General features: G+C 71.6%; 27 protein-coding genes. 12 read left to right on the forward strand and 15 right to left on the reverse strand.

The window, feature by feature from the left end:
• Nucleotides 1-246 precede the first annotated feature (246 nt).
• From ACZZ0J_RS12990 to ACZZ0J_RS13015, 6 genes are all read left to right on the forward strand, one after another.
• Nucleotides 247-567: a hypothetical protein gene (locus tag ACZZ0J_RS12990; protein WP_463438250.1), complete on the forward strand. Its 321-nt coding sequence runs from the start codon at nt 247-249 to the stop codon at nt 565-567.
• Complete coding sequence (locus ACZZ0J_RS12995; protein ID WP_463438184.1) at nt 516-1,544, forward strand: MFS transporter; 1,029 nt, start codon at nt 516-518, stop codon at nt 1,542-1,544. Before ACZZ0J_RS12990 ends, ACZZ0J_RS12995 begins: the two co-directional genes overlap by 52 nt.
• A gap of 4 nt (nt 1,545-1,548) precedes the next feature.
• The gene (locus ACZZ0J_RS13000; RefSeq protein WP_463437232.1) at nt 1,549-2,781 is read left to right on the forward strand and encodes an MFS transporter; all 1,233 of its coding nucleotides are present in this window, start codon (nt 1,549-1,551) and stop codon (nt 2,779-2,781) included.
• 10 nt (nt 2,782-2,791) lie between these two features.
• On the forward strand, nt 2,792-4,114 hold the full coding sequence (locus tag ACZZ0J_RS13005; protein ID WP_463437233.1) for a carboxylesterase family protein: 1,323 nt from the start codon (nt 2,792-2,794) through the stop codon (nt 4,112-4,114).
• Between the two features lie 79 nt (nt 4,115-4,193).
• The gene (locus ACZZ0J_RS13010; protein WP_463437234.1) at nt 4,194-4,784 is read left to right on the forward strand and encodes a TetR/AcrR family transcriptional regulator; all 591 of its coding nucleotides are present in this window, start codon (nt 4,194-4,196) and stop codon (nt 4,782-4,784) included.
• Nucleotides 4,785-4,862: 78 nt separating this feature from the next.
• Entirely contained in the window at nt 4,863-5,303 is a 441-nt protein-coding gene (locus ACZZ0J_RS13015) for an NUDIX hydrolase (protein WP_123294468.1), read from the forward strand.
• 4 nt (nt 5,304-5,307) lie between these two features.
• On the opposite strand, the gene ACZZ0J_RS13020 is transcribed toward ACZZ0J_RS13015, so the two are convergent.
• From ACZZ0J_RS13020 to ACZZ0J_RS13030, 3 genes are all read right to left on the reverse strand, one after another.
• On the reverse strand, nt 5,308-5,943 hold the full coding sequence (locus ACZZ0J_RS13020; RefSeq protein ID WP_463437236.1) for a hypothetical protein: 636 nt from the start codon (nt 5,941-5,943) through the stop codon (nt 5,308-5,310).
• Nucleotides 5,940-6,128: a hypothetical protein gene (locus tag ACZZ0J_RS13025; protein ID WP_148053812.1), complete on the reverse strand. Its 189-nt coding sequence runs from the start codon at nt 6,126-6,128 to the stop codon at nt 5,940-5,942. Before ACZZ0J_RS13025 ends, ACZZ0J_RS13020 begins: the two co-directional genes overlap by 4 nt.
• A gap of 76 nt (nt 6,129-6,204) precedes the next feature.
• Complete coding sequence (locus ACZZ0J_RS13030; RefSeq protein ID WP_463437238.1) at nt 6,205-6,573, reverse strand: VOC family protein; 369 nt, start codon at nt 6,571-6,573, stop codon at nt 6,205-6,207.
• 54 nt (nt 6,574-6,627) lie between these two features.
• Here ACZZ0J_RS13030 and ACZZ0J_RS13035 point away from each other — a divergent pair, with 54 nt between their 5' ends.
• Both ACZZ0J_RS13035 and ACZZ0J_RS13040 read left to right on the forward strand, forming a co-directional pair.
• Complete coding sequence (locus tag ACZZ0J_RS13035) at nt 6,628-7,266, forward strand: nucleoside/nucleotide kinase family protein (protein ID WP_463437240.1); 639 nt, start codon at nt 6,628-6,630, stop codon at nt 7,264-7,266.
• A gap of 37 nt (nt 7,267-7,303) precedes the next feature.
• Nucleotides 7,304-8,137 carry an SDR family oxidoreductase gene (locus tag ACZZ0J_RS13040; protein WP_463437242.1) on the forward strand — a complete coding sequence of 278 codons (834 nt, stop codon included), beginning with the start codon at nt 7,304-7,306 and terminating at the stop codon, nt 8,135-8,137.
• Between the two features lie 341 nt (nt 8,138-8,478).
• Here the strand turns inward: ACZZ0J_RS13040 and ACZZ0J_RS13045 are convergent, their stop codons facing one another.
• From ACZZ0J_RS13045 to ACZZ0J_RS13065, 5 genes are all read right to left on the reverse strand, one after another.
• The gene (locus ACZZ0J_RS13045; RefSeq protein WP_463437243.1) at nt 8,479-10,227 is read right to left on the reverse strand and encodes an ArnT family glycosyltransferase; all 1,749 of its coding nucleotides are present in this window, start codon (nt 10,225-10,227) and stop codon (nt 8,479-8,481) included.
• 232 nt (nt 10,228-10,459) lie between these two features.
• The gene (locus tag ACZZ0J_RS13050) at nt 10,460-11,800 is read right to left on the reverse strand and encodes an MFS transporter (RefSeq protein WP_463437245.1); all 1,341 of its coding nucleotides are present in this window, start codon (nt 11,798-11,800) and stop codon (nt 10,460-10,462) included.
• The gene (locus ACZZ0J_RS13055; RefSeq protein WP_123294473.1) at nt 11,797-12,453 is read right to left on the reverse strand and encodes an HAD hydrolase-like protein; all 657 of its coding nucleotides are present in this window, start codon (nt 12,451-12,453) and stop codon (nt 11,797-11,799) included. The genes ACZZ0J_RS13050 and ACZZ0J_RS13055 overlap by 4 nt, the downstream gene beginning before the upstream one ends.
• Nucleotides 12,454-12,592: 139 nt before the next feature.
• Nucleotides 12,593-13,288: an endonuclease NucS gene (nucS, locus tag ACZZ0J_RS13060; protein ID WP_017887754.1), complete on the reverse strand. Its 696-nt coding sequence runs from the start codon at nt 13,286-13,288 to the stop codon at nt 12,593-12,595.
• A gap of 9 nt (nt 13,289-13,297) precedes the next feature.
• A complete protein-coding gene (locus tag ACZZ0J_RS13065; RefSeq protein WP_463437249.1) occupies nt 13,298-14,692 on the reverse strand; it encodes an MFS transporter in 1,395 nt (464 codons plus the stop codon).
• Between the two features lie 106 nt (nt 14,693-14,798).
• Here ACZZ0J_RS13065 and ACZZ0J_RS13070 point away from each other — a divergent pair, with 106 nt between their 5' ends.
• The 3 genes from ACZZ0J_RS13070 to ACZZ0J_RS13080 all read left to right on the forward strand — a co-directional run bounded on the left by ACZZ0J_RS13070 (nt 14,799) and on the right by ACZZ0J_RS13080 (nt 17,930).
• A complete protein-coding gene (locus ACZZ0J_RS13070) occupies nt 14,799-15,926 on the forward strand; it encodes a LacI family DNA-binding transcriptional regulator (RefSeq protein WP_463437251.1) in 1,128 nt (375 codons plus the stop codon).
• An 862-nt stretch (nt 15,927-16,788) separates the two neighbouring features.
• Nucleotides 16,789-17,166, forward strand: coding sequence for a hypothetical protein (locus ACZZ0J_RS13075; RefSeq protein ID WP_463437253.1), 378 nt, complete (start codon nt 16,789-16,791; stop codon nt 17,164-17,166).
• Entirely contained in the window at nt 17,163-17,930 is a 768-nt protein-coding gene (locus ACZZ0J_RS13080) for a hypothetical protein (RefSeq protein WP_463437255.1), read from the forward strand. Before ACZZ0J_RS13075 ends, ACZZ0J_RS13080 begins: the two co-directional genes overlap by 4 nt.
• A gap of 34 nt (nt 17,931-17,964) precedes the next feature.
• Here the strand turns inward: ACZZ0J_RS13080 and ACZZ0J_RS13085 are convergent, their stop codons facing one another.
• Entirely contained in the window at nt 17,965-19,137 is a 1,173-nt protein-coding gene (locus tag ACZZ0J_RS13085; protein WP_463437257.1) for a lipopolysaccharide biosynthesis protein, read from the reverse strand.
• Between the two features lie 68 nt (nt 19,138-19,205).
• Nucleotides 19,206-20,528 (reverse strand): MATE family efflux transporter, encoded by a 1,323-nt coding sequence (locus ACZZ0J_RS13090; RefSeq protein WP_463437259.1) that lies wholly within the window; start codon nt 20,526-20,528, stop codon nt 19,206-19,208.
• Between ACZZ0J_RS13090 and ACZZ0J_RS13095 the strand changes: the two genes are divergently transcribed.
• Nucleotides 20,512-21,480 carry an ornithine carbamoyltransferase gene (locus ACZZ0J_RS13095; protein WP_463437261.1) on the forward strand — a complete coding sequence of 323 codons (969 nt, stop codon included), beginning with the start codon at nt 20,512-20,514 and terminating at the stop codon, nt 21,478-21,480. The genes ACZZ0J_RS13090 and ACZZ0J_RS13095 overlap by 17 nt on opposite strands.
• 13 nt (nt 21,481-21,493) lie before the next feature.
• Here ACZZ0J_RS13095 and ACZZ0J_RS13100 read toward each other — a convergent pair whose 3' ends face one another.
• From ACZZ0J_RS13100 to ACZZ0J_RS13120, 5 genes are all read right to left on the reverse strand, one after another.
• The gene (locus tag ACZZ0J_RS13100; RefSeq protein ID WP_463437263.1) at nt 21,494-22,420 is read right to left on the reverse strand and encodes an arginase family protein; all 927 of its coding nucleotides are present in this window, start codon (nt 22,418-22,420) and stop codon (nt 21,494-21,496) included.
• Between the two features lie 39 nt (nt 22,421-22,459).
• Nucleotides 22,460-23,116: a response regulator gene (locus ACZZ0J_RS13105; RefSeq protein WP_123339245.1), complete on the reverse strand. Its 657-nt coding sequence runs from the start codon at nt 23,114-23,116 to the stop codon at nt 22,460-22,462.
• The gene (locus ACZZ0J_RS13110) at nt 23,113-24,291 is read right to left on the reverse strand and encodes a sensor histidine kinase (protein WP_463437265.1); all 1,179 of its coding nucleotides are present in this window, start codon (nt 24,289-24,291) and stop codon (nt 23,113-23,115) included. Before ACZZ0J_RS13110 ends, ACZZ0J_RS13105 begins: the two co-directional genes overlap by 4 nt.
• The gene (locus ACZZ0J_RS13115; protein WP_463437267.1) at nt 24,291-25,100 is read right to left on the reverse strand and encodes a hypothetical protein; all 810 of its coding nucleotides are present in this window, start codon (nt 25,098-25,100) and stop codon (nt 24,291-24,293) included. Before ACZZ0J_RS13115 ends, ACZZ0J_RS13110 begins: the two co-directional genes overlap by 1 nt.
• A gap of 170 nt (nt 25,101-25,270) precedes the next feature.
• Nucleotides 25,271-26,083 (reverse strand): isocitrate lyase/PEP mutase family protein, encoded by an 813-nt coding sequence (locus ACZZ0J_RS13120; protein WP_463437268.1) that lies wholly within the window; start codon nt 26,081-26,083, stop codon nt 25,271-25,273.
• Nucleotides 26,084-26,199 lie beyond the last annotated feature (116 nt).

Genomic DNA, 26,199 nt, shown 5'->3' on the forward strand with positions numbered 1-26,199 from the left:
CTCCTTCGGTCCTGTCTGGGGGTCGCGACTCCCAGGTGTCGAAGCACCGGGTGTCGCAGTCCGTCGAGGAGCGATGCTCCACGGCGAGATCGATGACGACGCTACCCCAAAACCACCCGGTGTGTAGTTTTTGCGTCCCTCCGTGTCGCACGTCGGTACATGAACGACACCTGTCGATGTATGCTCAGCCAGTCAAAACCGTGCACAGGACGGTTTTGGCCACCAGCATCGACTCAAGGAGGCGTCATGAGCACACCCGAACCCGGCAGCCCGGCACTGTTGCACCCCGAAGAGGGCATCACCCAGCCGATCAGCACCGTGAAGGTGGGCATCGGCTACCAGATCGCCCTGTTCCTCGGGCAGTTCGGCCTCTTCGTCGCACTCATGGCACCGGTCTACGTCAGCATGCAGCTCAAGGCGCAGGCCCTGGTCGGCGACGACGCGGCGAACGTCATCGGCTCGGTGCTGCCGATCGGCGCGTTCGGTGCGCTCATCATGAACCCCTCGCCGGCGCGCTGTCCGACCGCACCCGCACCCGCTGGGGTCGTCGTCGGCCCTGGCTGCTGAGCGGTGTCGTCGTGTTCGCGATCGCCCTGGCCTGGATCGCCTACTCGCCCGACGTCCTGAACCTGACGCTGGCCTGGCTCCTCGCCCAGCTCGCCGCCAACGCGACGCTGGCCACCCTGCTCGCGAGCTTCGCCGACAACGTCCCCCAGCTGCAGCGCGGCCGCTCGTCGAGCATCATCGCCCTCGCGCAGAACATCGCCGTGCTCGCCGGCACCTACCTGTCGGTGTTCTTCGTCGCGAACCTGCCCGTGCTGTTCATCGCACCCGGCATCCTGGCGATCATCCTCGTCGCGGTGTACGCCGTGGTCGCCCGTGACGACCTGCCGACGTACAAGCTGAAGAAGTTCACGTTCCTGAACCTCATCGCCTCGTTCTGGACGAACCCGATCAAGAACCCGGACTTCGCGTTCGCCTGGTGGTCGCGCTTCCTGATCATCTTCGCCACCTTCATGTTCACGACCTACCGCCTGCTCTACATGGAGAAGCACCTCGGCATCGAGGACGCGAAGGAGGCCACCGCGGCCGTCGCCTTCGGTGTGCTGCTCTACACGATCGCGCTCCTGGTCAGCGCGGCGCTGTCCGGGTGGGCGTCCGACAAGATCGGCCGTCGCAAGGTCTTCGTCGGTGGCTCGACGGCGATGTTCGCCGTCGGCCTGGTCGTGCTCGCGCACGCCGACACCGTGAACGGCTTCTACGTGGCCGAGGTCATCATGGGCTTCGCGTACGGCATCTACTCGGCCATCGACACGGCGCTCGTCGTCGACGTGCTGCCGAACGCCGACCGCCCCGGCAAGGACCTCGGGGTCATCAACATCGCCAACGCGCTGCCGCAGTCGCTCGCTCCGGCCGTCGCACTGTTCTTCCTGAAGATCGGGTCGGGCGACGCCGCCGACAACTACACGCTCATGTGCTGGGCCGCCGGCGCGATCGCCATCGTCGGTGCCCTTGTGGTGATCCCCATCAAGCGGGTTCGATAGCCGGATGCACACCTCCGGGGTCGACGTCGACCGCAGCCAGCTCGCCGGGTGGCGGAACGCGATCATCGTCGCGTTCGCCATCGGTGGGATCAGCCTGGCCGGCTGGGGTCCACGGCTCCCGGAGCTCCGCGTCGAACTCGGTGTCGACATCGGCACCATCGGCCTCATGCTCGGCGGGGTCACCATCGGCTCGATCGGCGGGCTACTCAGTGCCGCCCCGCTGCTCCGGCGCCTGGGCGGCCGACGCGCCCTGACGGCGGTCGCCGTCCTGGTCCCCGCCGCACTGGCGCTCATCGGCATCGCCGCTGCGCTGCACTCCGTGCCGCTCGCAAGCGTCGGGTTCGTCGTCGCCGGTGCCGGGATCGGCGCGCTCGACGTCATGGCGAACGTCGAGGGCACGGCGATCGAGGCGCTCGCCGGTCGCACGCTGCTCCCGCTGATGCACGCCGCCTGGTCGGGAGGCGCGGCCCTCGGCGCCGGGATCGCCGCCCTCTGCGCGTGGCTGGGCATCACCCCCTCGGCCCAGTTGATCGGTGAGGCCGTCGTCATCCTGGTGGTCGGCGTGATCGCCATGCGTGCGATCCCGGACGGCACGCGCGCCGAGGAACACGACACGACGCTCACACCGCGGCAGCGCCTGCGGCAGTGGGCACGTGGCTGGGCGGACGTCCGCTTGCTGCTGATCGGCGTCGTGATGCTCGGCGTCGAACTCGGCGAGGGGTCGGCGAACAACTGGCTCGCCCTGGCGACCACCGACGGACACGGCCAGACAGCGACGGTCGGCGCACTCTTCTTCACCGTGTTCGCCGTCTCCGAGGCCGCGACGCGCGTCTTCGCCGGCCCCGTGGTCGACCGGCTCGGACGGGTCCGGACGGTCCGCTGGACGACCGCGCTCGGCATCCTCGGCGCCGTCCTGTTCATCGTCGGCACGTCCTGGTGGCTCACGCTCATCGGCGTGGTCCTCTGGGCGGTCGGCGTCTCGATGGGGTTCCCGCTCGGCATGTCGGCAGCGGCGCAGAGCGGCCCGAACCCGGCTGCCCGGGTCAGCGTCGTCGCGTCGATCGGGTACTTCGCGAACTTCGCCGGCCCGCCCGTCATCGGCGCGATCGCGGAGCAGGTCGGCGCGCTCAGCGCACTCTGGTTGATCGCCGTGCTCTTCGTGGCCGCCTTCGCCGCATCCGGCTCGCTGCGTCCGGTCGCCGAGCCGACCCACGAGCGGGTCAGCGACCCTCGGTAGCGTGGAGCCCATGCTCGACGCGACGCCTGCCCCGTTCGACACCCCGGCCGGCCGGATCGTCGGGACGGTGGACGGCGACGTCGTCCGCGTCCTCGGGATCCCCTACGCGCGGGCCGACCGGTTCGCGCCGCCGGAGCCGATGCCGCCCTTCGCGAGCGAACTGCACGCGTCGACGCCGTCCCCCGTGGCGCCGCAGCCGCACGCGCAGTTCGTCGACCAGCTGCTCGGCGAGGTCGAGGACATCACCGTCGACGAGCACTGCCAGCGCCTGTCGATCACGCTGCCCGCCGATGTGACGCCCGACGAGCGGCTGCCCGTGATGGTCTGGATCCACGGCGGCTCGTACGTCATCGGCGGCGGCGACCTGCCGATCTACGACGCGCGCGACCTCGTGACCGAGCAGCGCGTGATCGTGGTGTCGGTGACCTTCCGGCTCGGAGTCCTCGGGTTCCTGGGTGACGGGGCGTCGATCCCGGCGAACCTCGGACTGCTCGACCTGCTCGAGTCGCTCCGCTGGGTGCAGGCGAACATCGCCGCGTTCGGGGGCGACCCCGACCTCGTCACGGTGTTCGGGCAGTCCGCCGGCGGCGACGCAGCAGCCCACCTGATGATCAGCGACGGCGCGGCCGGGCTGTTCCGCCGGGCGATCATCCAGAGCGCACCGCTCGGGTTGTCCCGCGGTCGGTCCCGGATGAACCGCGCGGTGATCCGGGCCGTCGGTGCCGTGCACGCCGACACCCCGCTCGACGACCTGCTCGAACGGCAGGCCCTCGGTACTCGGGCTGCTGCGCCGTACGGACTGGCGGGCGGGATGCCGTTCGGCACCCAGTACGGGTTCGCCCCGCTGCCCGCCGAACGCGACCTCGACGCTGCCTGGAGCCGAGTCGCTCCCGACGTCGACGTCCTGATCGGTTCCGCGACGGACGAGACCGGCATGTACGTGCCGTTGGTCCGCGGTCTGTCGCGGGTCGCTCGGTCACGGATCCTGCGCCCGGCGCTCCGCTGGTGGGTGGTCCGTCCGCTCTCCGACGTCATCTACGGCCGCGACGTCCGACGCTTCACCGCGCGGCACCGCCGAGCCGGTGGGCGGGCGACGTCCTACCGGCTCCTCCGTGGCGTGACGACCGCGCCGACCGGCGCCGTCCACATGAGCGACCTGCCGCTGTTGCTCGGCGGCCGCGAGGCCTGGGCCGGCACCCGCTTCGTCCCCGCGCGCGACTGGCCCGAGGTCGAGCGGCGCGGCCGGGCCTTCCGTGCGATCTGGGCGGAGTTCGCCCGGACCGGCGCCGTCACCGCCCTGGACGACGAGACGCTGACCTTCGATCGGCACTGACGTTCGATCGGCACTGGCCGTCGTCGCGCCCCTGAACTGGCGGTCGCGTGGTCGCCCCCGGGACCGGACAATCGTCAGCATGCCCACGCCCGACGCCGATCTCCGTGCACGTATCGTGTCCGGTGCGATCGAGGCGTACCGCGCGACGGACTTCCACCGGGTCGGACCGGACGAGGTCGCCGAGCACGCCGGGGTGCCGGTCGCCGAGGTCGGCCGAGCGTTCCCGATGTGGGAACTCCTCGTCGTCGCGGTCATCGACCGGTGGAACAACGGCAGCCGACTCGCGCTGTGGCCCGTCGCCGAACGAGCCGGTGCCGTCGCGTACCTGCGCGCCCGACTCGAGGCCGGCATCACAGACCCGGCCCTCGTCCGGCTCCGGATCGCCGTGCTCAGCGCTGCGTCGAACCCCGGCCACCCGGCAGCCGGGTGGTTCCGCACCCAGTACACCCGGGCGTTCGAGGACCTCACCCTCGCCCTGGTCCGTGACGTCGTCGCTGCACGCGAGCCGCGGGGCGCCTCGCCCCGGCACGCGGCCGAGCAGCTCATGGCGCTGTTCGAAGGGCTGCAGCTGCAGGCGATGGTCCGCGACGACGCCGAGCCGCTGAGCGGCTTCGACCGCGCCGTCGCCCGGATGCGGGTCGGCTGGGCAGCAGCGCGCGTCGACGCCTGAGGACTCCGGGCGGGAGCACGGACGGGAGGCACGGCGCGGCTTGCGTGCGTCGGCTCGCCCACCTGGCATGGTCGGCCCATGGAGTACACCGACTACGACACCCGGCTCGCCGCGTACGGCGTGATCACGGACGGTGACCGGGTGCTCCTGGCGAAGCTGCGCTTCCCCGAAGCCGGCACGTGGACGTTGCCGGGCGGTGGCGTCGAGTTCGACGAGACCGTCGAGCAGGCCGTCGTGCGCGAGGTCCGCGAGGAGACCGGGTACGAGTCCGAGGTCGGCGCCCTGCTCGGCGTCCGGCACCACGTCGTCCCCGCCGAGCGCCGGATCCACGCCAACGGTCGCCCGATGAAGGCCGTGCAGGTCGTGTTCCGCGCGACGGTCGTCGGCGGCACACTGCGCGACGAGATCGACGGGTCGACCGACGAGTCGCGCTGGCTGCCCATCGCCGAGCTCCCGCACCACCGGCACGGGCTGCTCGTACCCGTCGCGCTGGCGTGGGCGGGCGCGCTCACCCGCTGACGCCTCATCCGGCGGCCAGCGTCGCGAACTGCGCCGGGACATCCGCGGGTGCCGGCGGCTGGACGGACCACCCGAGTGCGCGGAGCGCCCCGGCGGTCTCGGCGGGGAACTGACGAGCAGTCGCGGCCGCTTCACCTCGGCGCCACTGCTTCCGGAACTCGTGCACCGCTGACCGCCAGGTCGGGAGCGAATCGACTCCGCACTCGACGATGACGAACTCCACCACGTCGGCGAGACTCGGTCGGAAGTGCGGGCCGCCGAGCGGGAAGTGCAACGAGGACAGCCGAGCGGCGTCGCGACGCCCTGATCCGTTGTCGCCCGCCCTGGCCAGCAATGCACTGAACGAGCCGCGCTCGGCGTGCAGGTGCCAGTGCGACTGCGGGGTGGCGGTCAACGCTTCTCGGAACTCGAAACGGACCAGCGGTTGCCGGTCGTCTGCGAGGAACAGGGTGAACCGGCTCTCGTTCACCTCGAGCGCGTCGAGGTGGTCGAACCAGCGGATGACGATCGTCCCGATCGTCCCGCTCGGCACGTCGAGGTCGTAGTCGACTCGCGCCCCGTGTCCGGGCAGGCAAGCGTCCAGGAGAGCCTGCGCGAGTTCCATCTGCTGTTGCGCCGCTGACTCCGCACTGCCGGTCATCGCTCACCCAGCAGGAAGGAGATGCTGTCGAGCCAGTCCTGTGCCAGAAACTCGTCGATGAAGAGGTCGCGCCACTGCTCGGTCGGCGCGAACTCTCGTTCATCGAGGTCCCACTGCGCCCGGACCCGCGCGCGTTCGATGAGGAGTTCCTCGCGGGTCCAATGTCGTCCCACCACAGCGGTCATGGCCGTCCTCTCGTCGGTGTGGGACGACGGTAGGGCGGTCAGTGGAACCGGCGCGAGCTTTCTGAACACAACATGTTCACTCGGCGACGACGCTCAGCACGTTGCCCGACGGGTCGGTGAACCAGGCGATGAGCGGCCCGCCCTTGCGGTTCACGCCCTTCTCGTCGGTCATCCCCTCGTACTGCAGGAACGTGACCCCCTTCGCCGTGAGCTCGTCCACCGCGGCGTCGACGTCCGGCACGGGGAAGTTCAGCACCGTGAAGCCCGCCGGCTCGTGCGCAGGGCCCTTCGGGTAGACGAGGACACCGTGGCCGTCGCCGAGTTGCAGGAAGAGCATGCCGTGGTCCTCGGTGACCTCGACCCCCAGGACGTCCTGGTAGAACGCCTTCGCCTCCGGGACGTCCCGGACCGAGAACCCGCTGAACGCCTTCGTCGCATCGACCATGCGGCCAGTGAACCACCCTGGTCCGGTGTCGGCGCGCTCTGCCAGGATGGGGCCGTGAGCCACCCGGACAGCAGCGTCGACGACGCCGTCGAGCGTGCGGTCGAGCTGGCCTCGGCGGGGACCCGGGCAGTGCTCGGCATCGCGGGTGCTCCCGGTGCCGGCAAGTCGACCCTGGCCCGCCGCGTGGTCGCCGCCGTCGACGAGCGACTCGGGGCCGGCACCGCGGTGCAGGTGCCGATGGACGGCTTCCACCTGTCGAACGCGGCGCTCGACGCCCTCGGCCGGCACGACCGCAAGGGCGCCGTCGACACGTTCGACGCCGACGGCTACGTCGCCCTGGTCCGACGACTGGTCGCTGCCGACACCACCGTGTGGGCGCCGGACTTCGACCGCCGCATCGACGAGCCCGTCGCCGGCAGCATCGCCGTCCCGCCGGCCGCCCGGCTCGTGGTCTCCGAGGGGAACTACCTGCTCGACGGCGCCGAACCGTGGGCAGCGCTCGGCGGTCTGTTCACCGAGACCTGGTTCTGCGCCGTCGACGACGGGGTTCGGGTCGACCGCCTGGTCGGTCGGCACATGCGTCACGGACGCGACCACGACGCCGCGCGCGCGTGGGCGGTGGAGGTCGACGGCGTGAACGCGGCGAGGGTCGCGCCCACGGTGATCCGTGCCTCCAGGACGGTGCGGACGTGACCATCAGAACGACGCGACACCGATCGAAGGAGCGACCATGACCATCGCCATCACCGGAGCGACCGGCAACATCGGGGGCGCCGTCGCACGCGCGCTCGCCGCGGACGGCGCGCCGTTCCGGATGATCGTGCGCGACGCAGCGCGCGCCCCGGAGCTGCCCGGCGCCGAGGTCGCGGTCGCGACGTTCGCCGACGCCGACGCCAGCCGGGCGGCGCTCGAGGGGGTCGACGTGCTCCTGATGGTGTCGGCGGCCGAGGCCGAGGACCGGCTCGACCAGCACCGCACCTTCGTCGCAGCAGCTGCCGAAGCCGGCGTGCGGCACGTCGTCTACACGTCGTTCCTCGGCGCGGCCGAGGACGCGACCTTCACCCTCGGCCGCGACCACTGGGCGACCGAGCAGGCGATCCGCGCGACCGACACGGCGTACACGTTCCTGCGGGACAGCTTCTACCTGGACTTCGTCGAGGACCTCGTCGGCGAGGACGGCGTGATCCGCGGCCCGGCAGGCGACGGCGCCATGGCGGCGGTCGCCCGTGCGGACGTCGCCCGTGTCGCGACCGCGGTGCTGCACGACCCGGACGCCCACCGCGACCAGACGTACGAGCTCACCGGCCCCGAGGCGATCACCCTCGCCCAGGCGGCGGCGATCGTGTCCGAGGTCCGCGGCCGCACGGTCAGCTACCACCCGGAGACCCTCGACGAGGCGTACGCATCACGTGCGCGGTGGAACCCGGAGCCGTGGCAGGCCGATGCGTGGGTGAGCACCTACACGGCGATCGCCGAGGGAGCGCTCGCGCACGTGTCCGGCGACGTCGAGCGGATCACCGGCCGGGCGCCGATGTCCCTGCGCGAGGTGCTCGCCGCGCGCTGATGCGTGGCCGGCGTGGGGTCCACGCGGACCGACCGACGGGCCGGGCAGCCCGCAGTGCCACACGGTCCACGTGATCCCGTTCGCCTGACGCAGTCGCACCGGCAGGTGCGCGTGCCGCACGAACCCGGTGCGGTCGCGGCAGCCTCCGGCCAGAGCGGCGCGCAGGACCGGATCGGTGCGGGGCGCGTGGGCCTCGACGACGAGGACGCGCAGGCCGTCTGCGATCCTGCGGCGGATCTGCTGCGTCGTGAAGACCGGCACGCTGCCCGAGAAGCCGCCGTCCGTCAGCACCGGGAGCCCGGTCGCCGCGATCACGGGCGCGGAGATGCGCCACGTGTCGGTCAGGAACAGCGGTTCACCGTGCCGGTACCCTCCACGCGTCGCGCGGCCGCGACGAGTCGGCGGAGTGCGCCCGGGTACGGCGTCGACCCGCCCCACGGGTCCGGGTACGACACGTGGAAGACGTCCGGGCTGCCGGCCGGGATCGGCCAGCGCGCAGGCCACGGCCCGACGGAGGCGTCGACGCCGCTGCCGTCCCGGGTCGCGTCGAGCGCCTGCAGCGAGAAGGCCGCGGGGCCGGTGACGACCGCCACCGCTGTCGCGATCGCGATCGCCGTCCGGGAGGCCCGGTGTCGGCCCGGTCCGCGCGTCACCTCCCAGCGGGGTCGCCACCAGACCGACACCACCGTCGCGACGACGGCGACCGTCGAGACCGTGATCGCGGGGCCGGCGAGCACGCGCGGCATCGTGGTGCCCCCCGCGAGGAACACCACCCACCCGAGCTGCGCCACGGCGAGGACGACCGGGAGTGCCCGGAGCCACGCAGACTGTGCCCGGACGAGGCCGACCGCTCCGCGCCACCCGAGTGCGGCGAGCAGGGCGAGCTGCACGCCGATCGCCGCGACGTAGGCGGTGTGCGGCACCGCGGCCACCGAGAGCACGGCCGCCGCGGTGCCGAGCCAGACGACTAGCACGACCAGGGTGGCGGATCCTGCGCTGGTGTCGAAGGCGTTCCCGAACGGGGTGCCGGCGATGGCGCGCGACACCTCCGTCGACGAGTGCTCGGCCCTCCGGACTCGCCGTCGGACTCGCCGTCGGACGAGCACCACGGCAGCGATCGCCACGCCGAACAGCGCCGCGGGCAGGAGCCAGGCCACCTGCGACGCCAGGTGCGGTCCGAGCAGTTTGTCGACCCCGGCCGCACCGCCGCGCCAGGTGTGCGGGCCGAGCGGGACGGCGGACGACCGGACGGACCCGGGGACCGCGCCGGGCAGGAACCGGTCGATGCCGTTGTACCCGAAGACCATCGCGAGCGGACTGTCGTCGGTGGAGCCGTCCGCCCACGGCCGTGATGCCGCCGGGGTGAGCGCGAGCGCCGTGACCCACGACAGGGACGCCCCGACCGCGACGATCCCGAACACCCCGGCGCGGACCACCCGCATGCCCAGGCGGAGCGGGCCGCCGTCCTGCCGCGCCGTGGCCAGCAGGGTGCCGAGCAGCAGCGCCGGCAGGAGGAACCAGGCCTGCGCCATCTTCGCCTGGAAGCCGACGCCGACGGCCAGGCCCGCGGCGACGAGTGGCCACCAGCGCCCGGTCAGGGCGGCGTGCTGCCAGCACAGCAGGGCCACGGCGAGTGCGGCGGTGACCATGCCGTCCTCCATCGGGTGCGCGAACACCGACACGAAGATCGGTGTCGAGGCAGCCGCTGCCGCCGCGACGAGTCCGGTGCCGACCCCGGCCCACCGGAGTCCGACGAGCGAGCAGGCCCACAGGGTGACGAACCCCTCGACGACCTGGGGGAGCGCGAGGGCAGCGGTCGAGGGTCCGAACAGCCGGAGGCTCAGCGCCTGCGGCACGGCGAAGCCGCTGAGCTTGTCGAGCGTCACCGTCGCCGAGGGGTCGAAGGAACCGGACTGCAGCGCCGGCCACGACTCGGACATCGACCTCGCCGACGCCTCGTAGAAGCTGGCGTCGCCGCCCCGGCCCAGGTTCCAGCCGAGCAGCACGGTCATCCCGGCAGCGATGGCGAGCAGGGTGAGCAGTGCCGCGACGGGCTGGTCCCGCCACCGTGCCGGTCGTTCGGTGTCCACCCTCTGGACAGTGGCCGTCCGGCTTGACGGTGCGCCGGGACCCCGCCGCCGGAACGCCGCGAAGCCGGGTGCTGCGCTGTGACGACTCGCGGCCGTGGGCCTCGTGGCACAGCGGTTCCGGGGCCGAGTCGGAACGCCGTCTCAGGCCCGGTCGACGACTGCGCAGAAGGCGACGGTTCGGACGAGCGGACCCGACGTCTCCTGCGCACTCGATGGACGCGCAGCGGGCCGCTCAGGACACGCGGCGCGCAGCGATCGTGCCGACGACCCCGAGCGTCAGCACCGACACGAGCACGACGAGCAGCGGTGCCGTCCAGTCCCCGGTCGCACCGTGCAGCGCCCCGGCGACGAGCGGTCCGGCCGAGCCGATCAGGTACCCGCCGCCCTGCACGAACGCGGACATCCGACGGGCATCGGCGTCGCTCGACACGATCCGCACGATCACGATGAAGATCACGGTGATGCCGCCGCCCTGGGCCGCGCCGCCGAGCACCGACCACAGCAGCCAGAGCTGCGGGGCGAAGAGCAGCCCGAGGGGCATCGCCAGCCACAGGAACGCGACGAGCGCGATGATCGCCCGCGGCCGCCACTTCGCCGCGAGCAGCGGGACCCCGAGCGCACCGACCACGGCCAGGATCTGGAACACCGACGAGCTCGCCCCGGACGACGCCTTCGAGAACCCGATCTCGTCGTGCAGCAGGGTCGGGATCCAGGCGGTCAGGGCGTAGTACGAGAACGCCTGGCCGCCGAAGGCCAGCGTGAGCCCCCACGTGATGAGTCGTCGTGCGGGGCGGACCGGCTCGGCGGCGGTGGCAGCAGCGGCCGCCGCGGCCCGGTCGGCGCGGATCGTCCGGATCGCCCCGGTGTCGAGCACCTGGTCGATCGGACCGGTGATCGGCAGGGGCTCGTCGTCGTCGGAGCGCGCCGGGCGGCGCCACGCGGCCCGGGCACCCACCGCGTACGTCCAGGCGAACCCGGCGATGACCGCGAAGACCGCCCACACCGCGATCGCGACGGGCCAACCCCACAGCGCCGCCAGGGGAGCGGTCGCGAGTGAGGTGATCATCGACCCGACGTTGAGCGCCGACGTGTAGACGCCGGTGACCAGGCCGACGCGCTCCGGCGAGGTGTCCCGCCGGATGACGACGGGGATCACCACGTTGCCGATCGTGATGCCGATGCCGATCACCGCCGTGCCGATGAGCAGTGCGGCGGACGACGGCATGGATCGCACCACGGTGCCGGCGAGCACGATGACGAGCGACAGGGACACCGCACGCTCGGGGTCGGCCTTCGCGATGACCCAGCTGGCGAACGGTGTCGCCAGGGCGAAGCAGAGCACGGGGATCGTCGTCAGCAGCCCGGCGATCGTGGACGTCAGGCCGAGGTCGAGCCGGACGTCGCCGATGACCGGGGCCGTCGCGACGATCGGCCCGCGGAAGTTCAGTGCGATGAGGACGATGGCGGCGGGCAGCACCCACGCGGCGGCACGCAGCCCCTGCCGCGTCGCGCCGGTCCGGCCGCGGCCGCTCGTCGCGTCGATCCCGTCCGTCGTGCCGGTCCAGTCCGTCACGGCAGCAGGATCGGGAGCAGGTCCAGCGGGGTGGCTGCCGTGGCGATGGTGCCCTCGGCCTCGGCGGGGGAGCCGTACCCCCACTCGGCGAAGACCACCGGCACACCGTGCACCGTGGCGCCCTCGACGTCGTGCACCCGATCGCCGATGAGCACCGGGCGGCTGATGTCGAACCCGCGGGCGTCGAGGCGGCGCAGCGCTTCCTCGACGACGTCGGCCTTGCTCGACCGGACCTCGTCGTCGCTGGCACCCGTGATGATGTCGATGTCCCCGGTGAGCCCGTAGTGCTCGAGGATGTACGTCGCCGGCGTCTCGGGCTTGCTCGTCGCGGTCGAGATCGGCAGCCCCGCGTCGTGCAGCGTCCGGAGCACGACGTCGATGCCGGGGAACATCGTCGAGTCGAGGGCGCCGTGCGAGAAGTAGTGCTCGCGGTACACGGCGAGGGTGTGCTCCGCCTGCGCCTCGTCCATGCCCATCGCGACCCGGAACGTGTCCATGATCGGCGGGCCGACGAACGACATCAGGGTGTCGTGGTCGGGCACCGGGACGCCCACGGTGCGGAAGGTGTGCGTCAGGCTCTCGAGGATGCCCGGCGCGGAGTCGCTGATGGTGCCGTCGAGGTCGAACAGGATGGCGGAGAACGGGCTGGTCATGTCCTGCCCACCCTACCGGCGGCGGTCGACGGGACCATCCTGGTGCCGCGCGCGACGGGGCGGACGTGCGCCGGGCCTCCCGGTCGGGCGGCGGCGGGCAACCGCAGCAACGCACCAACGCGCCGCGCGGCGACCGCGGTCAGAACAGGCGGGTGTGCCCGCCCTCGATGCCGCGCATCGCGTCGTAGTCGAGCACGAGGACGCGGATGCCGCGGTCCTCGGCGAGGGTGCGCGCCTGCGGTGCCACCGTCTGCGCCGCCAGCACGCCCTGCACCGGACGCAGGTGCGGATCGCGGTTCATGAGCTCGAGGTAGCGCGTGAGCTGCTCGACCGCGTCGATGTTGGCATTGCGCTTCATCTCGACCGCGACGCTCGCCCCGGCATCGTCGCGCGCCAGGATGTCGACCGGCCCGATGGCCGTCATGTACTCGCGGCGGACCAGCGTGTGGCCGTCGCCGAGCAGTTCGATCTGCTCCGCGAGGAGCTGCTGCAGGTGCGCCTCGACCCCGTCCTTCACCAGGCCCGGGTCGACGCCGAGGTCGTGGGTCTCGTCGGACACGACCTCGTACAGGGAGACGATGAGCTTGTCCTGCGTCTTCTTCTGCGTCACCGTCCACACCTGGGTGATGCCGGCGACCGACTGCTCCTCGTCCGGCTCGGTGATCTCGATCGAGCACGGCGGACTCATCCAGTTCAGCGGCTTGTAGCTGCCACCGTCGGAGTGCACGAGCAGCGAGCCGTCCGCCTTGAGCATGAGCAGACGGGTCGCGAGCGGCAGGTGGGCTGAGAGCCGTCCGGCGTAGTCGACGGAGCAGCGGGCGATGACGAGACGCACCCGGGAAGCCTAACGGGCGTCGCGTCCCGACCCGGACGGCGCGCTCGTCGCGTCGGCAGTGCCGGTTGCGTCGGCAGCGCTCGTCGCGTTGTCGACGTTCTCGGCACTGTCGGCGTTGTCGGCGTGGTCAGCGCTGTCGGCCGGGAGGCGCGGCTCGCCCCCGCCGTGTCCGTCGCCGCCCTCGCGGGTCGGCCGGGCGGCGGCGCCGGTCTCACGGGCAGCACCCGACGCGAGTCCCGCCGCGATGATGAACACGAAGACGACCAGGAGCGCACCGAGCAGTCCGACGTGCTCGCCGAGGAACCCGATGAGCGGAGGACCGGCCAGGAACGCCACGTACCCGATGGTGGCGACGGCGCTGACCTTGGCGGCTGCTGTGCGGGGGTCGTCGGCGGCGGCCGACATGCCCATCGGGAAACCGAGGCTGGCACCGAGGCCCCAGAGCACGACGCCCACGATCGCGAGCGGCACGTTGTCGATGAAGATGAGCATGCCGAGGCCGACCACCGCGACGGCGGCGCTGATGCGCAGGATCGGGACGCGCCCGAACTTGTCGATGAGAGGGCTGCCGGCGACGCGGCCGACGGTCATCGCGGCGAGGAACACGGTGAGCACCCCGGCGCCGGCGGCGTTGTCGAGCCCGTGGCCGTCGATCATCGCGAGCGGCAGCCAGTCGTTCGCGGACCCCTCGGCCAGGGCCATGCCGAGCACGATCACGCCGATCAGGATCGTGGAGGGCTGCGCCCAGACCTGCATGCGGGTGAGCGGCGTCGCGACCGGACTGGTGTCGGTGGAGACCTGCTCGGCGAAGCGGTGCTCGTCCTGGAACTTCGTGACGGCGACGAGCATCACGGCGCTCGTGATGACGACCAGCACGATGAAGTGCACGGAGACCGGGATCTCGAGCCGCTCGGCCAGGGCACCGAGCCCGGCGCCGGCCAGTGTGCCGAGGGAGAACGCTGCGTGGAACAGGGGCATGATCGTGCGCCCGCCGGCCTTCTCGGCAGCGGCGCCGGAGACGTTCATCGACACGTCGCACAGGCCGTTGCCGAACCCGAAGGCGATCAGGGCGATCCAGATGGCGGCGAAGCCCCACCCGAGCGTGACCGCGATGCCGGCGAAGACCATGCCGAGCGCCAGACAGGCGGCGGCGATCTGGATCCCACGACGTGCGCCGAGCTTGGCGACGATGTGGCCGGCGAAGGTCAGGCCACCGATCGAACCGACGGCCATGCCCAGGACGAGCAGGCCCATCTCGAAGGTGCTCGCCCCGAGGGAGTCGCGGACGCTCGGGATCCGGCCGAGCCACGTCGCGATGTCGAGCCCGGACAGGGTGAACACCACGAACACCGCGATGATCCAGGCCCTGGTGGTCGGAACGGTGCGGGTGGACGGCGTCGTCATGGTGGTCCCATCGTGCTTCGTTGCTGGTGGTCGCGGTGCGCGTTCTGTTCGGTGTCGGCCGCTATCGAATCGATTCGACCGCTTGTTCCCGCTACGCTAACCGGCGATGGACGAACCGGCAACAGCACTCGGCGCGTCGCCTTCCCGCGGCGGCGGCACCCGTCCGTCGCGCCCGACGCTGGCCGCGGTCGCCCGCGCCGCCGGTGTCGCGCCGTCGACGGCCTCGCTCGCGTTCAGCGGCAGCGGCCCGGTGTCCGAGGACGCCAAGGCCCGAGTCCTCGCCGCCGCCGCAGAGCTCGGCTACGGCGGCCCCGACCCCCGTGCGCGTTCGCTCCGCCGAGGCCGTTCCGGCGTCATCGGCGTCGTGATGGACGAGCGCCTGAGCGATGCGTTCCGCGATCCGGTGAACGTCCTGACGCTCGACGGCATCGCCGAGGTGGCCGGGGCTGCGGGGGCTTCGCTCTTGCTGGTCCGGAGTCCGCTCGATGACGAACAGGGGGCCGGCCCACTCGTCGATGCCCCGATGGACGCCGTCGTGCTCGTCGGGTGCAACGTCCGGATCGACCCGGCCGTGGCGGTGCTGCGGCGTCGACAGATCCCCGTCGTCGCGATCGAGGCGGATGAGATCGAGGGCGCCGTCCCCGTCCAGCTCGACAACCGCGATGCCTCACGCCGTGCTGCGGAGTACCTGCAGGAGCTCGGCCACACTGCGGTCACGGTGGTGACGCTGCCGCTCGATGCTGCTCGTCGGCGGGGGCCGGTCGACGACGACCGCTTCGCCTCGGGGATCGCGTTCACCACGCTCGAACGGCTGCGGGGCGTGCGCGAGGTCTACCCCTCCGCCGTGGCGATCGAAACTGCTGGCAGCTCGGTGGAAGAGGGGCGCCTGGCCGGCGTCGAGCTCTTCGCCGCGGACGGACCCCGCCCCACCGCGGTGATCGCGCAGAGTGACCTGATCGCCGTGGGGGTGATCTCGGCCGCGCTCGACGCCGGGCTGCGGGTGCCCGAGGACGTCAGCGTCGTCGGGTTCGACGGCATCACGGTGGACGACAGCCTGTTGCACCGGACGCCGATCCGGCACCTGACGACGCTCGTGCAGCCGTTCGTCCAGAAGGGACAGGCCGCCGCCCGAGCTGCGCTGGCGATGCTCGAGGGGGCGGAGCCGCAGCCGGCGTCGTTCGTCTCGGAGTTGCGGGTGGGGGACACGACGGGGCCGCCGCCCAGCGTGCGCTGACCGCACCGTCCCGACGGAGCGGGCCGTCGCCCGACACCCGCGTGGGCATCGGACGGGAGGCACGGTGCCAGCTGGCACCGCGCCTCCCGTCCGTCAGGTGGTGGCGCCCGTCACGCACGTCGACGGCGCAGGTCGACGAGCAGCACCACGCCGCCCGCGAGCAGTGGCGATCGGGGAGCGGGCTGCGACGTTCCGTGGTCGCGGGAGCTTCCGAAGGCAGGAGGGCGCGATAATATCAATAAAGACAGCACACGCGTTACTGTTGATAACTGCGATGGAGGTGGCGCGGTGGACACGAGCAAAGTGCTCAGCGAGCTGGCCGCAGCCGGTGTGAACGCCTGGCCGGAGTCGAGGCGGTCCTTCGCCACAGACACGGGGCGCAGTATCTTCCTGAGCTTCCAGTCCCGCCCCCGACGCCGAGCGACGTCGAGCGCGACCTGCAGAAGATCGGTGACGACTGGATGCTGTACCAGGTGCGTTCGATGTCGCAGGGCCTTCGCCGGGCAGTCGTCAGCAACAGCCGTCTGATCGTCTGGGACGACGAGACCTCGACGCTCTGGTTGAACCGGGAAGCGCACCGCGAGGAGCCGGATGTTTCGCCCCGCCCGAGGGGGCGCCGCCCGTACGTTCGTCTCGCGATCGCACGTTCGCTCGTGCTCGATCCGCGACCCCGACGGCAGGCAGAGATCGCATCCGAGCTCGGCGTCCCGCAGTCAGGGGTGTCCTACGCCTTGAAGCACTTGAAGGGCGAAGGCGGCCTCGTCGATCGAATCGGCGGGGGCTACGTCGCGACCGACACGCTGACGCTGTGGGAGCACGTCGTGCATCGGTACCCGGGGCCCGGAGGCATCACCACGTACTGGTGGCACGATGCCTCTCTCGAGGACCAAGCACACCTTGTGGGAAGCGCGCAGCAGCGCTCCTCTCCGGCGACCTCGCGGCGCGCGCGATCGCGCCCTGGCGACAGCCCGAGCACGTCACGCTGTACCTCGGCAAGGGCCTCGATCCGAGCGCCCTGGGGTTCGCCATGGGCAGCCCGGATGACTACACGCTCTCCATCACGGTGCCGGACGATCTGACGATCTTCACGACTGCGGAGAGGTACGGATCGCCTCGCGGGTCCGTCGACCCGTTGATGGCTGCGTACGACGTCCTGGCGACCGGTACGACCGGTGACCAGCAAGAAGCCGCTGAACGCGTTCGCAACACGGTACTGCGGCGCCGGGGTTCCGGCGCATGAGGAAAGCGGCGCACACCATCGCCACAGGCCCGGAGGACGATGCGGCGTACCGGGCGCTGCACGACGTCGCGAGTGTCATGGACGGGCACGCGGAAGCGCGCGTCATCGGCGGCCACATGGTCGGCCTCCTCGCGGCGGCGTTCCCCAGCGCTGGCCTCATCGAGCGGCGCACGGGCGACGCTGACGTGAGGATCTCGCTGGAGCTGGCCGATGACGGCACGATGCACGAAGCGCTCACGGCGGCTGGGTACATGGCAGTGAACTCGAACCGGTACGTCAAGGGCGAGCCGCCTGAGGAGCAGGTCATCGACCTGCTGATCCCGACGCTGTCCGGCAGGTTCGGCGACCAGGTTCGCGGCGGTCGGCGCTTCGACGCGATGCCCGGGCTCCACCTCGCACTCGCCGAGCCGATCATGGTCGACGCGCACTTGACGCTGCAGGACGAGACCGAGCTGGTCTGTGACGTGCCGGTCCCGGCGGTCGAGGCGGCCGTGGTCCTGAAGGCGTACGCCTGGTTGGATCGGTGGGCGCAGACACCGAGGGACACGATCGACCTCTCGAACCTCTTCCACATCCTCGACGCGCACGGCGCGGAGGCGGCCGGCGGCTGGAGTCTGCACGAGGAGGGAACGACGGGTGCGCGAGGCGATGCGTGTCGGATCCTGCTCTCCCTGGCGATGAAGCTCCGCGCACGACGAGCGGCGGCGCCAGCGGTCGATGCGCGGAAACTCGAGGTGTTGATCCGTCGCTGGGTGACGGCCTGAGGCACAGCGCGGACGCCCACCATGTGCGGAGGAATCAGCGCCGCCGCACCCCGAGCCCCACCACCGCCACGAGGTTGACAGCACTCCCCACCAAGAACCCCGTCGTCCCACCCGCGACTCCCGCGACCGGCCCGAGCACCGCCATGAGCACCGCCCCGACGACGAAGCCTGCGACCGACGCCAGCGCGACCTGCCGCGACCTCCCCGATGCGAGCAACAACGCCGCCGGCACGAGCCCGACGGTGAACACCCACACCGCGACCATCAGGTACCGCAGGTCCGCGACGGCAGCGGCACCCTCGGCGGGGTAGACGATCGGCAGGAACCACCCGGCGAGCAGCGCGACCAGGCCGAACACGACGGCAGAAGCAGCGGCGAACCCGACGACGAGCAGCAGCGCTCCGCGAGACCGCAACGATCCACCATCGGTCCGGTGCGCGAACGCCGGCACGAGGACCTGCCCCAGCGCCTGCCCGAGCATCGACGCCGGCGTCGCCAGGGTGAACGCTGCGGCGTAGACCCCGGCCTCGTGTGCCGACGAGGTCACCTGCGCCGAGATCATCGTCAACTGCAGCAACCCGTTCGACGTCACCACCGCCAGCACGTTCCACGCCGCGAACCCGAGCACCCCGGCGGCGGGTTCGCGCGAAACCGGTGCGAAGCCGTTGCCCCGCGGCCAGCAGGCGATCGCGAACACCGTGTACCCGATGGCCAGGGGCAGCAGCACGAACGGCTCGAGGCGGGCGACGCACGCCACCACGAGCAACCCGAGCGCCAGGACGCTCGTCACGGAGTCCCACAGCGCGACACGCGGCGCCCGGTCGTAGCCGAGCTGCGCTCCGCGTGCGTAGCAGTACAGGCCGTAGCCGACGACGACGCCGACGCCACCGAGCACCATCCCGGGGCCGTTGCCCCAGGCCAGCGCGACCGGCACGGTGACCGCGGCGAGCAGCACGCTCGACACCAGCATCGAGACCCCGAGCAGCCGGTTCACCGCGGCGTCGGACCGCCGACCCCGAAGTGCGATCGCCAGGTACCGAGAAGCAGTGTTGCCCGCGGCATTCGGCCAGAGCAGCGCGACGAACACCGACAGGGACAACAGTGCCGTGGTCTGCCCGAGGGTCTCGGTGCCGAACACCCGCCCGACGACGACGGTGACGAGCAGCTTCGCGACGCCCTGCACCCCGATCCCGACCGTGGCGAGCACGGCCGACGACGCCACAGAAGACGACGGAGCCACAGGCACAGAAGCCCCGCTGGAAGAACCAGACCCGCTCACCGCGCCAACGCCTGTTCCACCCATCCGCGCCGATGCGCGCGCAGCCCGAGCGTCACCGCCCGGACCCCGATGTACCCGAGGGCGAACGCCGCCCACAGCCCCGCGAGCATCCCACCAGCCCACCACAGCAACGGCAGGTACACGACCAGGTTCACGCCGCCCGCGATCGCCAGGTACCGCGCATCCCCTGCCCCGATCAGCACCCCGTCGAGGACGAACACGTACCCGGCGACGGGCATCCCGACGGCGATGAGCACCAGCACGAGCGGCAGCGCGTCCTGCACAGCGGACGAGTCGGAGAACACCGGCCCGAGCACTCCGCTCACGGCCAGGGTCAGCGCCCCGAGCAGCGCCCCACCGAGGATCCCGAGCAGTACGAGCCGCCGCGTCACCAGCCGGACACGCTCCGGGTCCCGCGCCCCGAGCCCGTGCCCGACGAGCGCCTGCCCGGCGATGGCCAGGGCGTCGAGCGCGAACGCCAGCGTCGAGAAGACGGTCAGCCCGACCTGCGTCGTCGCCAGCCCGGTGGTCCCCAGCCCGGCAGCGGCCCCGACGGTCGCGAGCATCGCGATCCGCAACGACGTGGTCCGCAGGAACAGCCAGGCCCCGGACCGCAGCGCCCGGACGACGCCCGAGGCACCAGGCCGCAGCGGCGCTCCCGACGATCGCGCGGCGCGCACCGCGATCCGGACGTAGACGATCGCCATCGCCCACTGCACGATGACGGTGCCGGCGGCGGACCCCTCGACGCCCCAGCCCGCGCCGTAGATCAGGACGGCGTTCAACAGCCCGTTCGCGACGAACCCGATGGTCGCGACGACGAGCAGGGTCTTCGTGTCCTGCAGCCCGCGCAGCAGCCCGGTCGAGGCGGTGACGACCAGGATCCCGGGCAGCCCGATGAGCGACACCGTCAGGTACGCGGTCGCCGCCGCCGAGACTTCCTGCGACGCACCGAACAGGTCGACGAGCGGCCCGGCGAGCGGCCACCCGACGAGCGCGAGCACCACTCCCAGCACGAGCGCGAGCCACATCCCGTCGATGCCCGCGTGGACGGCGCCGCGACGGTCGCCGCCACCGAGCGCGCGGGCGACGGCCGGCGTCGTCGAGTACGCCAGGAACACCAGCAGGCCGGTCACCGTTGACAGCACGGCGCTCGCGAGTCCGACGGCCGCCAGCGGCGTCGCGCCGAGGTGCCCGACGAGCGCGGTGTCGGTCAGCAGGAACAGCGGCTCCACCACGAGCGCGCCGAGCGCGGGTACCGCCAGCCGGACGATGTCGCGGTCGACCGCACGCCGTTCGGCAGTGACTGCGGCTGTCATCGGTCGGTGCACCGGGCCATTCTGGCGGGGATGCGGCACGGGCGTCGTTCGCACACCCGGTGATGGTCGCCATCGTCGACTTGGCCGGTCCTGCTGGATGGCTTGGTGCACGGGCCCCTACGCTGCTCGGATGCGTTCTCTCGTCAAGCTCGATGACTGGTCTGCATCTGACGTCGACGCGGTCTTCGACCTGGCTGACGCATTCCGTGCGGGCCGGGGGCCCGTGACGGAGGGCGCGGCCGTCATGTTCTTCCCGCCGACGAGCCTGCGCACCAGGGCCACGTTCGAGCGGGGCGCTTCGCTCATGGGGCTCGAACCGATCGTGTTCCCGGACACGACACTCGACAAGCCGGAGGCACTGGCAGACGTCGCCCGCTACCTCGACAACTGGGTCGACATCGTCGTGGTGCGCCACCACGACCTCGCCGTGGTCCACGCCTTGGCCGCGGCTCACGCGTTGCCGGTCGTGAACGCGATGACGGACGACAACCATCCGTGCGAGGTGCTGTCCGACCTTCACGCCTTGCGGCAGCGGGGCGACATCACCGTGATGCGCTTCCTCTTCGTGGGCGCGGACGGCAACATCGCCAGGGCGTGGCAGGAAGCTGCTCGAGTCTTGCAACTCGACCTCATCCAGTGCTGCCCGGCCGAACTCGCAACCCCGGGGGCTGCGTGGACCGACGACCTCGAGGCCGCTGTTCGGTCTGCGGACGTTGTCCTCACCGACGGTCCCGGTGCGCATGCTGACGCGCTCGAGCGATATCGGATCACGGCGGCTCTCCTCGACCTCGCGCCGCCGGGAGTCCGCTTCAACCCGTGTCCGCCGTTCGTGCGCGGCCGTGAGGTCAGTGTCGACGCTGTCGAACACGCCGCATTCGTCGGACACGACTTCAAGGCCGGACTCCTCCCGGTACAGCAAGCCGTCATGGCGTTCTGCCTCGGCCTCGGCTGAGCAGGCGTCCTGATCACCGATCCGGCCCAGGTCGCGGCTCCTGCAGCTCACGGCCGAGGCTGCCGAGGCTGGCCGTGAGGACCTCTGTGCGGAGTCGGGCATGCGTGCCGTCCGGGTCGAGATCCGGATCGTAGACGGTGATCGATGCGCCGACGGCACGGGGAGCGAGCGCGCGGAGCAGCTCGATCAGCTCGTGTGGCGTGCAGCCGCCCGGATCGGGACTGTCGACGGCGGGCATCACCGCTGCGTCGAGCACGTCGACGTCGACCTGCAACCAGTAGCCCGCCGCACCCGCCGTCGTCCGCAGGGCCTTGACGACTGTGGCAGTGCCACGGGCGCGCCACTCCGAGGTCGGGACGACTGCGCCGAGCACCGAGCGGACCTCCGCGAGCTCGGCGTTGTCGTCGCGACAGCCGACGTGAGCAGTTCGTGCAGCATCGAAGTACGGGCCGGCACCGTCGATGTCGGACAGCGACGGCCAGTGGTGCCCGACGGCGGCGGCGAGGTCCTCCCCGGCCACGCTCGCGCACGCGTCGCTGTTGCCCGGGTTCCGGAAGTCGGTGTGGCCGTCGACGTGCACCAATCCGACGCCGTCCCGTCGTTTCATCGCGAGGCCGGCGCCGAGCAGCACGCTGCAGTCTCCGCCGACGACCAACGGTGCGGCTCCGGAGGCGAGCACCGTGTCGATGCGGTCGGCGAGCCGCCGCGCGTGGTCGATCACGGCGCGTTCGTTGCGAACGACACCGGGAGCACGGGTTGCGTCGTCATCGACGTAACGGCCGGGAAGGACCACGCCGGCATCAGCAGCTCCCTGCTCCGAGAACCGGCGGTGGAGGCCGGCTTCGCGGAGCGCCTCGGGTGCTTTCGCCGTGCCGGGCACCGCGCCTGGCTCTGGTGGCCGCAGGCCGAGATTCGTCGGGGCAGAGACGAGCGCGATCACCCGACTGAGTGTGTCAGACCGTGCCCGCCTCGCTGTCGGTCAGGTGAGGTGGTGTTCGTGGGCGTAGATCGCTGCGGCGATGCGGTTGCGGAGGCCGAGCTTGGTGAGGACTCCGGCGACGTGGGTCTTGACGGTGACTTCGCCGATGCCGAGCGCTGCGGCGATCTCGGCGTTCGACTGGCCCTTCGCGACGAGGAGGAGCACCTCGTTCTCCCGCTGGGTGAGGTTCGGGAGTGCGCGCCCGTCTGGTGCCCGGAGTGGCCTGGTGGGGAGTTGCGGTGCGAAGCGGTCGAGCAGGAGCCGCGTGATGCGGGGCGCGGTCACGGCATGGCCGGCAGCGACGGCGCGGACGCCCGCGAGGAGCTCGGCGACCGGCGCGTCCTTCAACAGGAATCCACTGGCACCGGCACGAAGCGCCCGGTAGGCGTACTCGTCGAGGTCGAAGGTGGTCAGGATCAGGATCTTCGCGTCGGGGTCCTCTGCGAGGAGCCGTCCGGTGGCTTCGAGGCCGTCCATGCCGGGCATCCGGATGTCGAGGAGGATCACGTCCGGGCGAAGTGCGTTCGCCTGTCGGACGGCGCTCCGACCGTCCGGGGCCTCGCCGGCGACCGTGATGTCCTCTGTGTCGTCGAGGATGAGCCGGAACCCCATCCGGATGAGGGCCTGGTCGTCGACGAGGAGCACGCGGATGGTCATGCTCGTGCTCCTCCGGGCCGGATGGCGAGGGGGATCGAAGCAGCGATCCGCCATCCGCGGGTGCCATCCGGTCCCGCATCGAGGATGCCGCCGAGCTGGGTGATGCGTTCTTCCATCCCGACCAGCCCGGAGCCTCCGGCTCGGGTCTCGTACGTGCATCCGGTGCCGTCGTCCTCGATGCTGAGGACGAGCGCGTCTCGCGAGGCCCTGATGTTCACGGTGAACGTCGTCGCGCTCGCGTGCTTGAGGGTGTTCGTGATGGCCTCCTGGGTCACCCGGTACACGGCGACCCCGATCGCTGCCGGAACTCGGTCGACGGCGCCGGCGGTCTGCAGTGTGGCACGCAGGCCGGCTGCGGTGACGAGGTCGAGCAGCGCCGGCACCCCGTCGATGCTCGGCGTGGGCAGCAGTCCATCGCTCGCTCGGATCGTCCCGACCGCGTGACGGGTGTCGGCAAGGGCCGTGCGGGCGGTGCGTTCGATCAACCCGACGGCCTCGTCCACGCGCTCCGGTTGCCGAGCCGCCCTGCCGGTGCTGGCCGCCGCGAGGGTGACGATCACGGCGAGGCCGTGGGCGATGACGTCATGCATGTCCCGCGCGATCCGGTTGCGCTCGTCGGCGACCGCGAGCAGTGTCTGCTGCTCACGTTCACGCTGTGCGCGAGCGCTCTGCTCCTGCAGGACCGCGACCACGCGGCGGTGGTTGCGGACCGAGGCACCGCACGCGGTCGCCGCGAGGACGAACACGGTGAGGACGGTCAGCATCTCGGTGAAGTGGAGCCCCTGCGGCCACGTGGCGGACGCGGCCACCGCACCCACCTCGGCGATCGCGACCGTGATCGCGGTGTCCCGCACCGGGCGGTGGGCGGCAACGGTCGCCAGCGCGACCAGCACGCTCACGTCCGCAGCGAGCTGCACCCCGATCGACCACTGCACGGCGGCGACGACGCTGATGCCGAAGAAGACGGCAACGGGCCATCGTCGACGCACAGTCAGCGGCGCGATCATCGCCAGCGACAGCGTGACGTACGCCACGAGCAGCGGGTCACCGGCCCGGGCGTGGAAGACCAGCTGCGGTGTCACCGCGACGGCGAGGGCACCGGCGATGACGGCATCCGCGACGATCGGGTGCGCCCGCCACCACTGCCGTACCGTGCGGTCGTGACCCAGGACCATCACATCCCGCTGCCGTCGAAGAACGCGGCCAGGGCGGGTGCCGTGTCCGCGACGGTCGACAGGTTCGCCAGGAGCACGATCCCGAGGAACAGCAGCATTCCGGGGAGCAGGATCCCGCCGCCGGCGAGCACCCGGCGGAGACGCCGATCGGCCTTCGGGGTCCGGGTCCGCTGCACCCAGATCGCCGCTGTCCCGGCGACGACCACGATGATCGCAGCGACCGCGGTCACGACGAGTGCTGCGTGGTAGCGGCGGAAGTCATCGATGAGCGCCGCCAACGGCGGGGTCATCGTCCCGGACGCGAGCTCACCGCGGACCTGGAGCACCGAGGTGCCGTCCATCGGGAGGAAGTTCAGCACCGATGACAGCGGAGCCACCGCACCCTGCACGTTCGCCATCACGACCAGCAGCACGACCGGGGCAATCGGAGCACCCAGGACGCCGACCAGGAACAGCCCGACGCGACGCCCCCGCGAACCTGCCTGTGCGAACGCGGTCCAGACACGTTGCCCGACCGGGACCAAGACGACCAGCAGGGCGACCGCGACGATCGCCTTCACGACGTGGAACACGGTCCAGAACGACACGGCCGCGGCCAACGGCGAACTCGACGTCCGCCCGGACCCCACCCACTGCGCGAACCCAGAGGACACGGCTCCGGGAAGCGCCGCGACGGACAGGTGCGTCCCCGAGGACCAACCGGCGATCGCTGCCGGCCACACGACCAATGCGATCGTCAGCGCTCCCGCCAACGTGAACCACACCACCCCACGGCGATCCACAGTTGCCGGCGTGTTCGTCATCGTCATCATCACCCTCCACCACGTCGGGCGCATCCCGACGAGACAACGGTAGGGAGCGTGACCACACCACGGCGTCCTCCCCGGACACGAGATGTGGGGTCGGCGAACCTCCTCCTCGGGGAGGACCCGGCGGACGGAACCTGCGAGTTTCACACGCTCGGCACCGGTTCCGGGGTTCAGTCGCGGACGACCTCGTTGATCGCGGCCCAGCCGAGCGTCGGTGGTGCCGAGACGACAGCACCCGGCGTGCCGAACATCTGTGCAGCCCAATCGCTGGCGACGCTGTACGCGGCTTCGGCGATGGCCGATCCAGCGCTGACCCGGCTCGCTCCCGCCCGGGCGAGGTCACCGACCGACAGGGTCCCGGGCCCGAACGCGACGTTGAGGGGCAGCTCGATCGCGTCCACGAGCATCGAGATCGTGGCGGCCGACAGTGCTCCGAGCACGAAGACGCCACTGGCGCCGGCCCTGGCGTAGGCGTTCGCACGGGTGAGCGTCTCCTCCGCCCAGGCGTCGCTGCCGGGCCCGCCCAGCAGGTGGGTGTCGATCCGAGCGTTGACGAAGAGTGGGATGCCGGCATCATCCGCAGCCTGGCGGGCTGCGCGGATGCGGTCCTCCTGTTCCGCCACCGGCCGGAGGGAGTCCTCGATGTTCACGCCGGAGACGCCGAGCTCGAGGAACGCGGACACGGTCGAGGCGACGTCGCTCGGTGTCTCGCCGTACCCGCGCTCGATGTCGGCGGTGAAGGGGACGTCGACCGCCGCCGCGATCGGCCGAACGGCGTCCAGTGCGCCGTCCCGGGTCAGGTCGTTGCCGTCGCGGTGGCCGCTTGACCAGGCGACGCCGGCGCTCGTCGTCGCGATCGCACGCGCTCCGGCCGAGAGGACGATGCGCGCGGACGCGACGTCCCACACGTTCGGCAGGACGACCGGTGCGCCCGGGACGTGCATCGCGGTGAAGGTGCGCGTGCGCTCGAGGTGCGTGCTCATCGTGCAATCTCAGCACACCGGCTCAGAACGGCCAGTCCGACGGGTGGGTCAGCGGCACTGCACGATCTGCCCGTCTGGTGGTCCCACGTCGTCAGGCCGGACGCGCGTTCCGGCCG

Source organism: Curtobacterium sp. AC272 (genome assembly GCF_979258155.1).

Excerpts from the sequence above, each read along its gene's own strand:
- ACZZ0J_RS13055 (WP_123294473.1), bottom strand. The coding sequence starts at position 12,453 with ATGACCAGCCCGTTCTCCGCCATCCTGTTCGACCTCGACGGCACCATC.
- ACZZ0J_RS13030 (WP_463437238.1), bottom strand. The coding sequence starts at position 6,573 with ATGGTCGATGCGACGAAGGCGTTCAGCGGGTTCTCGGTCCGGGACGTC.
- ACZZ0J_RS13115 (WP_463437267.1), bottom strand. The coding sequence starts at position 25,100 with ATGACGATGACGAACACGCCGGCAACTGTGGATCGCCGTGGGGTGGTG.
- ACZZ0J_RS13090 (WP_463437259.1), bottom strand. The coding sequence starts at position 20,528 with ATGACAGCCGCAGTCACTGCCGAACGGCGTGCGGTCGACCGCGACATC.
- ACZZ0J_RS13070 (WP_463437251.1), top strand. The coding sequence starts at position 14,799 with ATGGACGAACCGGCAACAGCACTCGGCGCGTCGCCTTCCCGCGGCGGC.
- ACZZ0J_RS13015 (WP_123294468.1), top strand. The coding sequence starts at position 4,863 with ATGGAGTACACCGACTACGACACCCGGCTCGCCGCGTACGGCGTGATC.
- ACZZ0J_RS13120 (WP_463437268.1), bottom strand. The coding sequence starts at position 26,083 with ATGAGCACGCACCTCGAGCGCACGCGCACCTTCACCGCGATGCACGTC.
- ACZZ0J_RS13025 (WP_148053812.1), bottom strand. The coding sequence starts at position 6,128 with ATGACCGCTGTGGTGGGACGACATTGGACCCGCGAGGAACTCCTCATC.
- ACZZ0J_RS13020 (WP_463437236.1), bottom strand. The coding sequence starts at position 5,943 with ATGACCGGCAGTGCGGAGTCAGCGGCGCAACAGCAGATGGAACTCGCG.
- ACZZ0J_RS13080 (WP_463437255.1), top strand. The coding sequence starts at position 17,163 with ATGAGGAAAGCGGCGCACACCATCGCCACAGGCCCGGAGGACGATGCG.
- ACZZ0J_RS12990 (WP_463438250.1), top strand. The coding sequence starts at position 247 with ATGAGCACACCCGAACCCGGCAGCCCGGCACTGTTGCACCCCGAAGAG.
- ACZZ0J_RS13110 (WP_463437265.1), bottom strand. The coding sequence starts at position 24,291 with ATGGTCCTGGGTCACGACCGCACGGTACGGCAGTGGTGGCGGGCGCAC.
- ACZZ0J_RS13105 (WP_123339245.1), bottom strand. The coding sequence starts at position 23,116 with ATGACCATCCGCGTGCTCCTCGTCGACGACCAGGCCCTCATCCGGATG.
- ACZZ0J_RS13000 (WP_463437232.1), top strand. The coding sequence starts at position 1,549 with ATGCACACCTCCGGGGTCGACGTCGACCGCAGCCAGCTCGCCGGGTGG.
- ACZZ0J_RS13065 (WP_463437249.1), bottom strand. The coding sequence starts at position 14,692 with ATGACGACGCCGTCCACCCGCACCGTTCCGACCACCAGGGCCTGGATC.
- ACZZ0J_RS13040 (WP_463437242.1), top strand. The coding sequence starts at position 7,304 with ATGACCATCGCCATCACCGGAGCGACCGGCAACATCGGGGGCGCCGTC.
- ACZZ0J_RS13010 (WP_463437234.1), top strand. The coding sequence starts at position 4,194 with ATGCCCACGCCCGACGCCGATCTCCGTGCACGTATCGTGTCCGGTGCG.
- ACZZ0J_RS13005 (WP_463437233.1), top strand. The coding sequence starts at position 2,792 with ATGCTCGACGCGACGCCTGCCCCGTTCGACACCCCGGCCGGCCGGATC.